This is a genomic window from Mesorhizobium sp. M0621 (assembly GCF_040320745.1).
Lineage (GTDB): Bacteria > Pseudomonadota > Alphaproteobacteria > Rhizobiales > Rhizobiaceae > Mesorhizobium.
Genome location: NZ_JAMYQF010000050.1, coordinates 1 through 15,069 on the forward strand (window position 1 = coordinate 1; position 15,069 = coordinate 15,069).

The window sequence follows — 15,069 nt, forward strand, 5'->3', positions numbered from 1 at the left end:
GAGCCTAAGCTATGCCGATCCAGCTACCGCTAAGTGGAGGAAGTGTTGGTCAAACTCGCACACTCGGCATAATTTGGCTGTCGGCATAAACCGCGTTATGCCGCGAGTGCATAAGCAGGTTTCGACTAGCGACGCAATGACCGCCCAGTGTTCGGCACCGCTGTCAGAGCCGGCGAAGAGCGCGGTTTAATCGGCCTAGGCGCTCGCGAGAGCATGCAGCCGATGGCCGTCCGGCACAGGTGTCAGCTATGACCAACTGCACCATTTCATCGCGAGCGGCGTATGGGACGCGGCACCACTCGAGGCTGCGCCATTTGCTGAAGTCGATAGCCAAGTTGGCGGTGACGATCCCTGGCTCGCAGTTTTCGTTCGCGCAGAAGGCGTTCGTTCAAGCAGGGTAAACACGGTACGCCGGTGACAGAAATTGGTGGTAGGACAGAAGCACGCGATCCCGAACTCCCACGAGTCCAACCGACGGCAAGCTTATTTGTGCACGCAACTTCAAGACAGCCAAATTGTAATGATTCGTTTTTGATTATGAAACCGTTGACTTAGTCTTTCCTATGCTTCGCTCGGCATTTGGAAGTAGAGTTTTACAAACCCACATTTTACAATTCAATAATTCCGAACTTCAGCGCTTTTATAGCTGCGGTTGTTCTGCTGACAGCATCCATTTTGCGCATTACGTTTTTTACGTGGAAATTAACGGTGTTTACAGATATCCCTACAATCTTACCTATTTCCCACGATGACTTGCCTTTCGCAGTCCATAGTATGCACTCTTTTTCTCTTGGAGAAAGCTTAGGTATCTCCTCGATGCTCCTCGAATTAGCGAACTTGCCAACTCTCAGATGGAAATGTAAAGCCGCCAGCTGCAAGTACATGATTGCTCTATTTTGGAATTCGCCGTCCCAGGCTTGCGCAAAGTTCATGATCGCCAAGCGGCCGCAGGGGCCGTGCAATGGAACGCTAATGCCCGATCTTAAGCCGAACGTCGCCGCCTCGTCGAAAATGCGCCGTTCGTCTTCAGTCGTGCTTTCATCGTTATACACCTCGCTCCACCGAAAGGCTTCCGCTCGCCTTCGACTCCTCTTGATGGTAGGGTCTATCCTGTGATAACCCCTTTCGAAATAGCGCTCCTGCCATTCATCGGGATAATTCAGCATGACCGCCGGATCGCCTCGGACCGGCTTTAAGCCTTTTTGGTCTGGTCCAAGAGAGCCATACGCGATCCACGGACAATCAAAATTCAGGGCAAAATCAGATAACAGGTCGAACAAATGCTCGGATTTTGCAACACGATCGGTTTGGTCGAGAAATCGGCCAAACTCGAGCGCAAACGCTCCCTTGGCAGCCTCAGGGAAATGCATCGCAGGGGCCAAAGAAAACTGGTCGGACACTCTGGTTGACAGCCCTCGAAGTTGAGAGACAGCAGTCATCCGCAGACGTTCCATGGGTTCTGCTCCCTAGCCATTTGCGCTGGATGTTGTCACTGGCGCACCAAAGCTGCGGGCTATAAGGCTACGGCTTCGCGCGCAGTCCTCAGCAGGCCAGCATCGTCAAGCTCTAGCATCTCAATGCAATCAGCGTAGTTATTTTTATTTGCACTTATTTTATGCTATCGTTATACGGACGCAACATAGCTAAAACATAAGTACCGTAAGATTTTTGTATCCCTATGTCGTTATATGACATCAGTATTGTGGAGCGTTTTACAAACCGCATCTTTAGTCGGCGCGTGCAAACACATTGGCGAGAAAGAGGTCAAAATCCGGCCTCAGATCGGCGTGTCAAGCTACTACATCGGTGGCCAAGAATTTTCTTGAACCTGCTTGGTCCGTGCGGTGGTGCGCTGATTCGGGGCCAGCTCGAATAATTGGCCATCCTGTCTGAGACCGGTAGCACCTGGAGCGCCAAGAGCTTCATGGTAATGTCGGTTCGCCGTGACTGAAAAGCCCCCGGGGGATGTGACAACTTCATTGTCAGCGGAGGTCGGTCGGTCGCCGTGACATCCAACTTCAGGTCCACCAGAGAACTAGATCCTGCCGGGCGAATCCGAAGAAGCTGTTCAGCACCAGGCGTCGCTTTCCATTCCGTGATTGTCTGGTAACGCCATGCACGAAACCACCGTCGATCAGGGCGATGTCGCCGGCCCTGAGCTGGAACTCGCGACAAGGAACGTCTTCAAGATAGGAGTCCGAATAGGGATATCCCGTGGTTTCCACACCTTGCGACTTTCGGTCGGTGACTGTCGGCTTGTGATACCACAGCCGCAGATTGCCACCTTCCTCGGCGATGCTGGGGTAAAAGTTGAGTGCTGCGACGGTGTTGTTCGCCACCGCAGAAAGCTCGTATTCGCTCCCGGCAGACAGGACTTGAGCGACATCGTCGTGGGGGTCGAGAGAATACGTGCCCCCGTCAGACCAACTCAGAGCGCGACAGACATTGGCCTGACCCTGCTCCGAGCGAGCCAACCGCAATTCAATGCCTTGGTTGTGAAGCTCGCGCTTCAACGCGTCGAATAATGCTCGGACCGGATCAACCAAATTGCCGAAAAGGGCATCGACGTACGGTCGCGCAGTTTCTGACTCTGCGAAATAAGTGGCCGCATCCTTCCTATAATGGGATGCGCCGACATATTGTCCGGGGACGCCATCTTTGCGCTCCCTGAGACCGGGGCTGCCAACAAAGTTCGCGGTGATTTCTTCGGCTATTTGCGTACTGAAAGCTTGCTTGACGTGCAGAGCGGTGATCTCACCTTTTAGGACTGAGAGGATCTCCGCAGTGCTGATCGAGCCGGTTCGCTCTCTGATCGCAACGGGCGAGATGGCTGACGTTTGAAATACCGGGTTAGACATTGGCTTGCTCCTGTAGTGCGTGATCAAGGATGGCGATGCCATGATTAAGTTCGACATCGGTGATGGTTATCGGCGGCAGGACTTTGATAACGTCGCGATTTGGCCCTGAGGATTCGATCAGCAGGCCATTTTCGAACGCGACATCATGCACACGACCGACAACGGCCTGCGAACGGCACTTGAGGCCTGCCATCAGACCGCGGCCGCGCTTTTGTTCGATGCACTTAGGAAATTTCGCAACGATGCGGTCAAGGTGTCCCTGCAGCTTGACGGCCGTCTGCTCGACGCTTGCAGTAAACTGCCTGTCGGACCACATTTTGCACATGGCCCCTGCAGTCACGAAGGCGAAATTGTTGCCTCTGAAGGTTCCGCTGTGTTCTCCGGGATTCCATACATCTATGTCGGGGCGAATAAGAACAATGGAGAATGGACTACCTGAACCGCTCAGTGACTTGGAAAGGCACACGATGTCGGGTTCGATTTTCGCGAACTCGAAGGAGAAGAAATCGCCGGTTCGGCCGGCACCTGCCTGGATGTCGTCGACGATCAAAACAACGCCGTGCTTACGGCAAATGCGCTGAATTTCTATGAGCCAAGCTGCGGGTGCGGCGTTCATGCCGCCTTCTGCCTGAACGGTCTCCAGAATGATCGCGGCAGGCTTTTCTATGCCGCTCCCTGGGTCGGCCAAAACGTAGTCGATGTAACCCGCGGAATCAAAAGCTTGGGTCGGATAGCCGTCATAGGGGACGCGGATCACATCGTGGCGCGCAACACCGCCTAGTTCCCTGGTTGACGCCGAACCGGACACCGCCAGAGAGCCGAGTGACATGCCGTGGAATGAATTTGTGAAGGCCATCACGCTCGAGCGGCCGGTATATTTTCGCGCCAACGCCAGCGCGGCTTCGTTGGCATTTGTGCCGGTCGGCCCAGGAAACTGTATCTTGTAAGAAAGGCCCCTGGGCTTCAGGATCGAATCGACAAACGCTTCAATGAAGTCACGCTTCGCCGCTGTATACATATCAAGCGACAGAAGAATGTTCTCGCCAACGAGATATTCGATGGCGGGTGCAATAATATTCGGGTTGTTGTGCCCGTAGTTGAGTGCGCCGGATCCTACAAGGAAGTCGATATATGGATTACCGGTCTCGTCCCAGATTGTCGCCCCGATGGCCTTCGTAAAGATAGTTGGAAACGATCGCCCATAGCGACGAACGTTTGACTCATAGGCCGTGAAGGCGTCTGTATTCATTTTTTTTGGTCCTCTGCACGTAGGGGTCGCGTCGAGCGAGAGAGCGATTTGATGCCTTTGGCAGGCGGATCTTCCGCCCGGGCTGTTCTGATCTTTCATGTTATACTGGACGACAGGTTGAGTCGGATTGGGGCGCTGCGTCTGCTGCACAGATTACTTCAGACTGGCCTTGCGTGGTGGCTCAGTCTGCTGTACAGATTCACTTCGAGACCTCCAGGGTCGTAACGTTGCTCTGTATGCCCGATACCTCTATGCGCCGAAACAAAACCTTTTCTACAGTTGTCGGGCAAACACCGAAACTACAGCATCTGGTAGTTGACGCATCTGCTCATCGCCCACGAAGCGCCTGACGTTGATAAAATCAATAGCTTGGCGCCAACGCCGATGGAGGCCGCGCGTACGGGATCACGCTCGCTTGACGTGAAAAGACAATGACTTCGGCGGAAGGCATTGGCGGTCCAAAGCAATTCGCCTCGCTGGCTCGGCGGTTCAGGCGGTCGGCCGGCATCCTGTCGCATCCGGTCCTTTGCATCGGCGGCAAAAAACTGGGCTTTCAAACAGATCGGCGTATTCGTCGCATAGAAGATTGCCCAATACGTGACGCCGTTCAAAATCCATGGAGCAGAGAGTGACGTCGCCGTTTGGAAGAAGAACATTCCGATATTGTCCTTCGTCCACGCATGTCAACGCTCCGACCACTGGCTGCCCTGGTTCAACGATCTTGGGGTCGACGCTTCCACCCCTGCTACTCACCGGTCGCGCGCGAACTTACGCTTCGGCAGGGATAATGTCGACGAAGTCGGGATGGGCCTCTCCCAAAACCGCGAATCGAATTGAGGGGATGTCCGCGTCGACGAGTTGACGAACCAAATCGCGAAACTTGTCTCCGACGAGGCGGCTATCCATGTAGGCGCCATCGTCGAAAACATGGACCACGAATACCCGCAAGCGCAGCGCTTGCAAGCGTTGTAGATCCCGCTCCTTCATTCCCCCAAGCATCGTGAAAATCCTGGTGCCGTCGCCTATGGCGGAAGCGTGCTCGACCATTTCGGTGCAGTCCGGATTGAGCCTAGGCTCGGAGTATCCGGCGAAAATAATGTCGACGGAAGTTGGTACGCGCGCCAGACACCGCCTGAAATGTTCTAGACTAAGATGCTTCGAATGAGATACCTTTCTTTGCGGTCCGCGAACGTGTCCTGCGGACAATATGAACATCCGACGATGCATCATGTGGTCGTCGTTATCTCCAAAATTCTGCCGGCTGGGATGGCAGAGCGCAGTTCCGGTAAAATCATCTGTTATGACTCCCACTTCTCTCTGGTCCTGCATAACGTCCAGAATGGTGTCGTTCGGCTTATTGACACCGCCCGTTAGGACCATGCGAATGAACTCGGCCCAATCTTCGCGTTGGCGGCAGTCAACGGCCAGCTTCCTCTTTTTGCCGAGCGGACTCTCAAACGAATTTTGAGCGCATCGCCGGAACGGCAGGACGACTAAATTGCAATCTGTCGAGCGTCAGCCGCTGCGGAAAGTGCTAACCATACCGGTTGATGGCCGGCGCGCCGCCGAGATGCGCGTAGAGGATCCTCGACCCCTTCCGGAAACAAGCCCTGCTGGACGAGGTCCATCATTCCTTGCATCGATTGCCCTCGTAGACGGGATCAGTAATGATTCCCTCGAGCCGCGCACACAGGCGGATGGCCTCCTTCGTTTCCTCGGACGGAATGTCATAGTGCGGGTATGCGTAGTCCTCGAGCAACACCACGTCGTCTCGACAAGTTCCGTTCCGAGATCGACGAGCTCCGCTGTATGTTGGGCAATCTTTAGCACCTGCGCCTTTGGTCTTTGCAGGGGGCAGAGGCATCGATACAGACCACATTGCGCTGTCGACCGTGGTGGGCGAATTGAACGAGCATGCCGGCGCGTTGAACCTGTGGCCGTGCAAACAACGATACAAGTCGAAGGAAAACGCAAGCTGTTTTTCCTGAGCGCGCACCTCCTCCGCGAACCCCACGTAGCCCAGGCCGCCGTTCGGGTGAACAGACGCTCCAGCTGGTATCGCATAAGACCCCTGACTTGACTTCATCGAGCGCCTGTTCCCAACTGCGGCGGATTCCGATATCGAAGGCCTCGTCGACGAGGCGTACTTCTGCTCCCATGATCTGACTCAAGAGAATGTTGCCGACCCGGTCGTAGACGGCATCCTCATGGGGTACCCATCTCTCCTGAACCAAGAGACATTTATGCCAATCTTGGCGGCTACCGCGGCGACCATGCGCGTGTGGCTGGACTGCACGCCGCCGACGGTGACGAGCGTATCAGCATTTGACGCGATTGCGTCGGGGATGATGTATTCGAGCTTGCGGAGCTTGTTTCCGCTGAACGCGAGACCGGAGTTGTAGTCCGCGCGTTTGACGCAGGTTTCCACCTTGCCTGCCTGGAGAGGCTGTCGAGCTTCTCGATGAGAGTGGGGCCAATGTGAGCGGATAGTGTCCGAACTTTTCGAGCATTTCTTCTCCGGCAACACGCGATGGAGCTGAATGAGCCATCCACGATTCATATGGAGGCGTCTTTGGTTTGACGTCATCTGCATTTCCGGCGCTAAGAGACCCGTTTACTTTTCCAGCGCCTCGTTCGGCCTTGAGAGTTGCAACCGCACGCCGGCCTGCGAGAGAACCAATGCGTATGGGATTCAAGAACTGCATCTCCTGCGTTAACTACAATGACCGGATTGCGGTCATCAGTATTCCTTTGGTCCAAATTTTGCCAGCTTGAGCACTGACCTTGTCATGGCGCCTTAAGGCAGCAGCAGCGATATGGCCAGCATTTTATCGCGCTGGAGCAAATTTGCGGACCCATTCGTCACCTCATCAAGGTCTGGCTCGGATATAACTTCCTTGCAACTGTCGAAATGCTCAGCCCTTTGGCCAGCTCGGCTAACGCAGCCAGTCCGCCAGATAAGAAAGAGCACGCTTGCGAAATACGCCAGCTGAAGGAGCAGCGAACAAGCCAGCGTCGTGACGATTGCTGTGCCGATGGAATGAGAAGCGAAGTAGGCGGTCAGAACTGTGCTGCAAAGGACCATTCCCAGGACGGGGCAGAAGATTCTGAAGGGCAATGCCGTTCTCCTGGATTGTCCACCAGATCATGCAGCGGCATTGTCGGCCGCAACATGGGTCTGGCAGTTCTTCGGGCAGACGCGGGCGCAGGCTCCGCAGCCAATGCAGCGGCCGGGATGGTCGACGACCATGATCATGCGATTGAGCTCGCCATCGAAATCGTCGTCTTCGCCGTCGCAGGCGCCGAGGATTTCACCCGCGTCATCGACGCCGCAAAGATGCATGACTTCGCGCGAGCAGACTTTGAAACAGCGGCCGCAGCCGATGCAGGTCGCGCCGTGTATCGCCGTGAGATATTCCGGCATCCATCCGGAGCCGTCGCGGGTGGTGAATGTGCTCCTCATGGTAACTTCTTCATTGCAGCGAGCTCTCTCCTGGCACCATCCAACTCGGCAAAAACGGCGAACGTTTCCTCCGCAACTTCCTCTATCTCCGTCCATTTTCCCGGGAGATCCTCTGCAAGGTCGCGCAATTTCATCTTGGCAACTGCCGCGCGCAGCTGAAGCTTTCGGACTTTCGTTCCCATCTCATCCAGCTTTGACATAGATCCTTCCTCGAAATCGGTGTCTTCACGCCCGTGCCACGTCGCGATAGGCTTCAGTGGCTGAGGTCGCATCGTCGACCAGGTTCGTACCGACCTCCCCGAGTTGCCGGAACGTCTCGAAGCCGAACCGATGGACGTCTTGACAGAAAGACGAACGGCCCGACCGTGAAAAGCTCGGGCCCGAAGTCCTTATGGTTTTCATCTCCCCGATTGGCGATGTCACCGGGCGGAAACGCTCCGCAATCGCAAAGTGCGAGGGCGGTGTAAAACATATCGAGTCTCCACAGCACGACCGGATCGGGGTAGCCCAGCCACGGATCGCTTGGCGCTTTTTTCTGGTGCCGATGAAGTCGGCCAGCAGCGTGGCGTCCGATTTGGCGCGGCATCAGACATTTCGCCTTCTCCTCATTTCAGTCCTCTTCCTCGAAGTACGATGTCTGTTTTCTGAGCCGGCTACTTCGGTCACACTTGCGCAACCGACGCCTGGCTCGGCGCCGCTGATTCCACGCAATTGATGTCCTCGGGCCGACCTTGAACACGTCCTCGACTGCGAAGTCTTCCACGCGAATTCGCGTCGAACATCACTTCCGCGGCAATGCGGCCACTGGTCATGAAGATTTGAGCCTCGATCCTGCTGCAAACGATCAACCAAGTGCTGCATCGACCCTCCTTGCTGCGGTCACGGCAGGGAAATGGACGAATTGGCCAGTAAGCCATTTCGACCAATTACCCTTTTTTATCTTTCTTCCTCGGCCGACCGCGCTTTGGCACCTTCGGGAAACTATTTTGCGCAGCGGCAAAGAGAGCGCCGCAACAAGCCTTCGCACCCCTGTACTTGGCGAGGGCCTGCAGCAAATCCGGCAGATGCTGCTCTTTCAATTCGGCCGGGATAGGCTCCGGATCGTCCAGCGACGTCAGTGCCAATTCGACCAACTCGATGGCGCGATCATTGTTGCCGTTCTCGTGATAGTACCGGGCGACCGCGGGATAGGATCGGAACTTGGGACTGTCGCCTTGCGGGGGATTCATCGCCAGGATGTGTTCGGACAGCTCCTTGCCCATCGCGAAGCGCTCAGCAGGGGGAAGGCGCGAATGGTCATTGGCCGGATGGAAAAGTTGCTCTAGCGCCGAAACCATCCAATCCTCGGAATTTTTGTCGATCGCGTCGCGAACCAACTGGCGCATCACGGGCAAGCCGGTCCACATGTCTTGTATTTTGTGAAGCAACAGATGTGCATGGGCCAGGCGGAAATTGAGGTCGTCCGGCATCAAGGCGATGCCCTCTTCGATCGCCCAGAGCGCGGTCTTCCAATCTTCCAGCTTCACCGCCGCCCAGAACCTGTCATCGATCGGCTTCTTCAGCGCTTGTTCACGCGCCAGGGGTTCGCTTGTGGCAATCCGCTGCTGATCGGCGGCTTTCGCTTTGTTGCTGGTAGGCCAGCTGCCGTTGAACACTTTCGGCAAAACCTCACCGAGTTGGCTCGGATGACCGATAAAGGCGATGCAGCCGTCTCGGGCGACTACGAACGAGGTCGGAATCCCGACGCAAAAGCTGGGTTCCCTCCAAAGCTTCTTCATTTCGCCTGTGAAGTCGAACCCAATCCGATGATTCAGATCCGGGCACTTTTCGGCCAACCACGCGTCCAACTTGGTCCGGGCCTCGACGGCCGTTTGAGCGTCTTCATCAGCCGCGATCCCGACGACCTCAAGTCCGCTGTCCCTGTATTTCTCCTGTAGCTGCATCAGCTCGAGCATCTCCGCCGCAGATAGTTCGCACCAAGTTGCCCAAAATTCGACGATATAGACTTTGCCGGGCTGGAAGTCCGCAAGGGGCTCGCCACGCAGCCAGTCCTCCACTTGGATCGAAGGAGCCGGTGACCCCATCCGCAACATCATCTTGCCCTCCAAAGCTGTTGCCAAAGGTTGCGTGACCTTATGCGCAAGCTTGTTCCCCTTTTGAGACGGGGCACGAGGGTTCAACGAAGGGAGAGCATTGTTCGTCTTGCGCATCTGCGTGCAGTCAGCCTTCACTCAGTGTTGCTGAATCTCAATTCGCAAAGGCCGTGCCAACGCGCTCAGCGTGCGGTAAACGCTTGATTATGCCTTGAAAAATTTCTGTGGCGCCCAAGATCGCCGGTTGTATTGGACGCGACATATTTTTCGCCACTGTCGGGTCTTGGACACGCATCACCCGCTTCCCGAGCAGATGCATGACCGCTTTGGCTACCGCCAGCCTCGTCATCATCGTCCGCCTCAACCCTTGCTTGAGCTTCTTGTCGTTTCGGTCGCTCAGGTGGTAGCGCAACGCCATTGCGAGTTGCAGGCGCCGCTCCATCCGAGCATCGCCTCTGCCCTACCTCTTCCGCTTTGCGCTTGAATTCCTGGTGGCGACGCAGGAGTTCTTCACGACGACGCCGGTTATGTCCGGCTGCGGGTCGCGAATAACGCCAGATCGAGGAGGTGATCGGCCCGAAGAGAGCCGGGATCTGCCGGCATGTGCCGGGCCGGTGAACTCTCCCGGATCCTACTTTTGTTGTTCTGTGTCCCTGTGCGCAAGCCCTACAGGGACCACCTGGTGCGAATGCGAGCGTTGTCGGAATGCCGCTAGGTCGCCACGCGATGGGCCAAGGCAGACTGAAAACGCCGAAGATGAGGCCGCCCTCGCCGCTGACGGCTACCATCTCAGGCGATGCTACGTGATTGATGCCACCGTTCGCGCCGAGGGCCGGCAAGAGCCCGACCGTCGGACTGAAGGTCGGTGCGTTCGCCGCTGCACAGTCGTTTCCGTGTTCAGTTCCCGGCCAGTGGTGAGGGAAATCGTGATAACGCTAATACGAAGAGGCTATGGTCCGAACGCGCCCTGCCGCGCTGAAACGACTCTCTTTCTCGACCTGACGCCGGCTCGAGTATTGGTGTTTCGAGCGCATTGAGGGTGCCTGGGCTTCTGCCCGGCCGTTTGTCTGCGCGTTACGGGTTGTCCCGACGAGCAGACACCGAGCGCGTTAGAGGCGTCCGGGGAATGTTCTTTGCGACGGCGCTTGCAAGTTGCTCATGAGCTTCGCGAAACCTGCTCGTTTGCGGCGACCTTCCTCCAACTTGGTATCAGGGTAGGTGGCCAGCGGAGTAGAGCGTTGAACAGCATCGGTGCTACTTCAGAACCCGTCAGCGGGCCAAAAACAGCGGCAAAGGCGTGCCAACTATCCATCTTATTACGCTACCGGAGAGCCGCTCGCGCAACCAGCGGCTGCCATAAGCGCCCATGACGATCACGTCGGCAGACGTGTCGATTGCGTGCTGCGCTAGCACCGTGGCCACCGGTTTGCCGCGGCTCGCCAGCCGGTCGACCCAAACCCGAGCACCGTGCCGAGTGAGATAGGCAGCGATGTCGGCTCCCGGCTCGGCGCCGTTTCCGGTGCAGGTCGCCTCCGGATCGACGACTGCGACACGAACTTCCTCAGCACCGGCTAGCAGATGCAGCGCTTCTCGAATCGAACGGGACGCCTCGACTCGCGAATCCCAGCCGACCAGCACGCGCCGTGGAGACAGAGTCGCCTCAGCGCCCTCCGGTACGACAAGCACCGGCTTTCCCGTGTCGAACAAGCTGCCGTTGATAACAAGGGGTCCGAGACTAGTCTCGTTGAGAAGTGCGGGGCCGACGATTGTCAGGTCGGTGCAGAGCGCCCGCTGTCGCACCGCGTCACCGACGCCAGCCTTGTCGCAGTGTTCGGTGTCGACATCATAGCAGCGCCACGTGGCTCTCAGCACTTTGTGAATTTCCCTGCATGTCTTTTCCAGGTTGGCCATCTCCTGTGAAAATTGTTCCCGTGCGGCAATGTGGTGTGCGATGTCTAGACCACTCGGGGATGCCACCGCCCAACGGCGGAGGGGACCCAATAAGCGGAGGCGACATCAGGAGCGGCGGAGGCGATATAATTAGTACGGAAAGATACGCGCCGACCTCGGCGCACAAGCGAGCAGCTATTGCGACGTCCTGATCGGAATGGTCAGCTCCCGTCACACTGAGTATTTTCTTGAAGGCCATCTGACTGCTTCCCCCTGAGATGTCGGGCCCGTAGCGCGTTTCGAACCGCAAGACTTGCCTTCCAACGAAGACGGAGAGTGGCACACCATCCGTTCGCGATTCAGTCGTCCAGCTTCTCGAGCGAGTAGCCGGCAGACCTGACAGTACGAATGACGCTACCTGGCGAGGCCGCCTTCAGCGCCTTTCTGATCCGGCTGATATGGACGTCGACAGTGCGTTCACCGACATGGATATTGTCCGGCCAGGCCGCGTCGATCAGCTCGTCTCGGCTGAAGACCTTGCCGGGAGCCTCAAGAAATTGCCGCAGCAGGTTGAATTCGAGAGGTCCGAGATGGATGTCGTGGCCATTGCCGCGAACTCGGTGGGCATCGAGCTTCATCTCAAGGCTGCCGCAGCAGAGCCAGCTGCCATTTTCGATCCCGTTTGAACCCGGCTTCGGTAGCGCCAGCTTCGTGCGTAGATAGTCGAGCAGCATCGCCGGCGTGAAGGGCCGCACAAAGCTCTCGTCAATACCTGCCTTCAAGAGATCGAGCTGCTGGTTTTCGGCGCCGGGCGCGATCAGCGCAATAACCAGCAGGCCTCTGTTCCGGAACTCCGCCTTGAGCTGGGCACAGATGGTAGACCCTGTCGAGCTTGCCGGCTGGCAGTCCAGCACCACGGCCTGCGGCTCCCGTTCACTGGCTAATGCCAGCGCTTCCTCCACGCTTCTGGCCAGTTCAATCCTGAAGCCATCCACCCCCAGAATGTGGCTGTAGTACAGATACAACTCCGCATCTTGCGAACAGATCAGTACCCCTGGCTTCATCAGCGCTACCCCAAGAACCATATCGGCCTGGACCGCCTCAATTGAGAGGGCTGGCCACCGCATGTCCTCAAGACCTGACATGATCCCCTCGATCGAAAGTCGGTTGCATCACGCCCGCGCCACCTCGGGATGAGCCTCAATGGCTGCGGTGCCATCGCCGGCCAGTTTGGTACCGGCCGCGGCGAGCTTCCAGAACGTCTCGAAACCGAACCGGTGGACGTCGCGCAGGGTCTTTGACAGAACGACCAACCGCCCGGCTGTGAAGAGCACGCGCCCGAAGCCCTCATGGCTCATCTCCATCATCGGCGATGCCATCAGGCCCGTGCGCTCCTCAATCGCAAGCCCGACGGCGGTGTAGAACTTATCGAGCCTCCACAGCACGTCCGGATCGGGATCGCCGATGATTGGAATTGCACGGCGCTGTTCCCTGGTGATGATGAAGTCGCCCAGCAACTCGGCGTCCGATTTCCCTTCCCATGACCCGTGGGAATCATTGGCACGGATCAGCCGCACGAGGCATTTGACGAACGGGGTGGCAAGGGCCGCCTCGTCTTCGGTGGCGGCAGGGCTAACCTCGGCATCAGACATTTCGCTCACTCCTCATTTCAGCCCTCGTCCTCGAAGGAGGGTTTCTGTTCAGCGACACCTGCCTGCGCCAGCACCTTGCGCAGCCACGGGGGAGGACACGTCCTGAGCATCATCTGCGTGCGCAACAGCACCTCTTGGATGGTCTGGGGCTGCGGCACTTTGATCGGATGGATCTTTGCGGAAACAAGTTTGGCTGCCGAAGGTCCGCCGATCGCCAGACAAAACAGGAGATGACAGCCCTTCAGCGCCTCCACCTTCGGGGTGATGCGGTCATCGCCCTCAGTTCGGTGCTTCCCGCTCTCGTCGGAAACGTCATCGAAGGCCACGGCTTCGACGAGCTTCCACTCCTCGCGCATCACGTCGTAGACAGCAAAGCGCCTGGCCGAGCCGAAATGGGCGTTGATGTTCTTCATGTCCTGCGTGGCGATTGCCACGCGCAATGCGCCGGCTTGGCGTTCCGGCGTCGGTGCGTGAACCTCGTCAGTGACGAGCGAGAGGCGACGGACGGAGCTCATCTGGCATTTCTCGCTTACGGAGTGGATCAAGCGCCTCAGGCGTCGGCGCGTGCCCGTTGGCTTCGAAAATGTTGGCAACCTCGAAGATCAGGTCGCGGGTCCCTTGGTAGAGGATTGTGAGCTTGTGCTGGGCCCCGAGCCGGTCGAAGATCGGGAAGCCGACCCGCATGAGCGGAATGCCGAGGCGCTGCGCCGCCTGGCGGCCCTGGGAATGAGTAACGAAAAGATCAGCGCCGGCGCCAAGAGCTTCCAAATCGCCGAGATCGCCAATTTGAACCGACTGCGCCGGCACTTCCTCCAGAATTTTCGACATAGCGGCCGTTGTGACGGCCGCCGCGATTTCGGAGCCCATGGCGATGAAGAAGCTCGCGAGTTGGTAGAGTTGGTCTGGTTCAGCAGCGATCGCAATTTTCTTGCCTCCAAAGTGGAAATGTCCGTCGAGCAACGCGTCCTGCAACTGCGCCCGGCGACGGCGCACCCCAGCCGGCGCCGCCGCGCCCGAAATCGCGCACAGCAGCGAGACGAACCGGTCGGCATCCTTCAATCCAGTCAGCGACCGGAACAGCACGTATGGCACGCCGGTCAGCCTCTGCAGCAGCTCGGCCGGGCGGCGCATATGCTCACCGATGACGATGCATTGCTCGGCCGTGCCAAGCTCGCGGATATCCTCGACACTTGTGCCGCCATAGGTGGTGGTGACCCAGCGGTCGGGCACCGTACCGTCGAGCGAGCCGGAGACGTCCGGCAGAATCACCGGCTTGAGTCCAAAGCTTTCAACCATCTCACGCAAATGCTCGATATCAGCCACAGTGAGGTTCCAGCCAGGCAGGATCACGATCTTCTTCGACTGCCGCGCCTGCTCGCCGGGACGCGTAATCCTTTCGATCATCGCGGTGACAGCCTTGGCCCAGCCCTCTTCGATCGCGCCGTCGAAATCCGGTGTGTTGGCCAGCACCACCTCCGTACCCGCGAGTTCTTCCCTGCGCTTCAGCCTGATATTGGCGACATCCCCTGCGCAGTCTTCGCCCCGGGTTTCCACCAGCGCCGTCGTGCAAACCCCGATCAGCGTTGGCTTTGTGCGGGCCTTGAGGTTGAGGATCGCCTGTTCCAGATGGTCCGCCCCGCCAAGGATCGTCGCCACCTCATCCATCGCCGTTGTCTGCAAGGGAATGGCTTCCTTGAAATGCCGCACGAACAGCACGAGCGCGAAGCTGGTGCACCCCTGGCTGCCGTGGAACAACGGCATCGCGCCGTCGACGCCAAGAAAGGCCAAGGCGGCACCCAGCGGCTGCGATGACTTCAGCGGATTGACCGCCGCCGCTTTGGTCTTGGGAAGGATGCGGACCATC

The 15,069-nt window shown here is 57.6% G+C and carries 16 protein-coding genes and 1 pseudogene; all 17 read right to left on the reverse strand.

Annotation, left to right across the window (positions count from 1 at the left end; genetic code table 11):
• Window positions 1–608: 608 nt before the first annotated feature.
• The 17 genes and pseudogenes from NKI38_RS26195 to nifN all read right to left on the reverse strand — a co-directional run bounded on the left by NKI38_RS26195 (window position 609) and on the right by nifN (window position 15,068).
• Window positions 609–1,454, reverse strand: a complete 846-nt coding sequence (locus NKI38_RS26195) for a LuxR family transcriptional regulator (protein WP_352662642.1) — start codon at window positions 1,452–1,454, stop codon at window positions 609–611.
• 564 nt (window positions 1,455–2,018) lie between these two features.
• The gene (locus NKI38_RS26200) at window positions 2,019–2,858 is read right to left on the reverse strand and encodes a 2OG-Fe(II)-dependent halogenase WelO5 family protein (RefSeq protein ID WP_352662645.1); all 840 of its coding nucleotides are present in this window, start codon (window positions 2,856–2,858) and stop codon (window positions 2,019–2,021) included.
• A complete protein-coding gene (gene ectB, locus NKI38_RS26205; RefSeq protein WP_352662648.1) occupies window positions 2,851–4,107 on the reverse strand; it encodes a diaminobutyrate--2-oxoglutarate transaminase in 1,257 nt (418 codons plus the stop codon). Before ectB ends, NKI38_RS26200 begins: the two co-directional genes overlap by 8 nt.
• A 489-nt stretch (window positions 4,108–4,596) precedes the next feature.
• Window positions 4,597–4,860, reverse strand: a complete 264-nt coding sequence (locus NKI38_RS26210) for an SPASM domain-containing protein (RefSeq protein WP_352662651.1) — start codon at window positions 4,858–4,860, stop codon at window positions 4,597–4,599.
• Window positions 4,861–4,875: 15 nt separating this feature from the next.
• Window positions 4,876–5,487, reverse strand: coding sequence for a hypothetical protein (locus NKI38_RS26215; RefSeq protein WP_352662654.1), 612 nt, complete (start codon window positions 5,485–5,487; stop codon window positions 4,876–4,878).
• 154 nt (window positions 5,488–5,641) lie between these two features.
• Window positions 5,642–6,617: pseudogene (locus NKI38_RS26220) on the reverse strand (1-aminocyclopropane-1-carboxylate deaminase).
• Between the two features lie 287 nt (window positions 6,618–6,904).
• On the reverse strand, window positions 6,905–7,192 hold the full coding sequence (locus tag NKI38_RS26225) for an exopolysaccharide production repressor protein (protein ID WP_352662743.1): 288 nt from the start codon (window positions 7,190–7,192) through the stop codon (window positions 6,905–6,907).
• Between the two features lie 60 nt (window positions 7,193–7,252).
• Window positions 7,253–7,570: a ferredoxin III, nif-specific gene (gene fdxB, locus NKI38_RS26230; RefSeq protein WP_352662657.1), complete on the reverse strand. Its 318-nt coding sequence runs from the start codon at window positions 7,568–7,570 to the stop codon at window positions 7,253–7,255.
• Window positions 7,567–7,770 carry a CCE_0567 family metalloprotein gene (locus NKI38_RS26235; protein WP_352662660.1) on the reverse strand — a complete coding sequence of 68 codons (204 nt, stop codon included), beginning with the start codon at window positions 7,768–7,770 and terminating at the stop codon, window positions 7,567–7,569. Before NKI38_RS26235 ends, fdxB begins: the two co-directional genes overlap by 4 nt.
• A gap of 25 nt (window positions 7,771–7,795) precedes the next feature.
• On the reverse strand, window positions 7,796–7,972 hold the full coding sequence (locus tag NKI38_RS26240; protein WP_352662663.1) for a DUF269 domain-containing protein: 177 nt from the start codon (window positions 7,970–7,972) through the stop codon (window positions 7,796–7,798).
• Window positions 7,973–8,496: 524 nt separating this feature from the next.
• Window positions 8,497–9,666: a TlpA disulfide reductase family protein gene (locus NKI38_RS26245; protein ID WP_352662746.1), complete on the reverse strand. Its 1,170-nt coding sequence runs from the start codon at window positions 9,664–9,666 to the stop codon at window positions 8,497–8,499.
• A 151-nt stretch (window positions 9,667–9,817) separates the two neighbouring features.
• Window positions 9,818–10,105, reverse strand: coding sequence for a hypothetical protein (locus tag NKI38_RS26250; RefSeq protein ID WP_352662666.1), 288 nt, complete (start codon window positions 10,103–10,105; stop codon window positions 9,818–9,820).
• 827 nt (window positions 10,106–10,932) lie between these two features.
• On the reverse strand, window positions 10,933–11,535 hold the full coding sequence (locus NKI38_RS26255) for a universal stress protein (protein WP_352662669.1): 603 nt from the start codon (window positions 11,533–11,535) through the stop codon (window positions 10,933–10,935).
• A 377-nt stretch (window positions 11,536–11,912) separates the two neighbouring features.
• Complete coding sequence (locus NKI38_RS26260; protein ID WP_352545596.1) at window positions 11,913–12,698, reverse strand: response regulator transcription factor; 786 nt, start codon at window positions 12,696–12,698, stop codon at window positions 11,913–11,915.
• Between the two features lie 27 nt (window positions 12,699–12,725).
• Entirely contained in the window at window positions 12,726–13,205 is a 480-nt protein-coding gene (locus tag NKI38_RS26265) for a NifX-associated nitrogen fixation protein (RefSeq protein WP_352662672.1), read from the reverse strand.
• Between the two features lie 17 nt (window positions 13,206–13,222).
• Window positions 13,223–13,720 carry a nitrogen fixation protein NifX gene (gene nifX / locus NKI38_RS26270; protein WP_352662675.1) on the reverse strand — a complete coding sequence of 166 codons (498 nt, stop codon included), beginning with the start codon at window positions 13,718–13,720 and terminating at the stop codon, window positions 13,223–13,225.
• Complete coding sequence (gene nifN / locus NKI38_RS26275) at window positions 13,686–15,068, reverse strand: nitrogenase iron-molybdenum cofactor biosynthesis protein NifN (RefSeq protein WP_352662676.1); 1,383 nt, start codon at window positions 15,066–15,068, stop codon at window positions 13,686–13,688. Before nifN ends, nifX begins: the two co-directional genes overlap by 35 nt.
• Between the last annotated feature and the right edge of the window lies 1 nt (window position 15,069).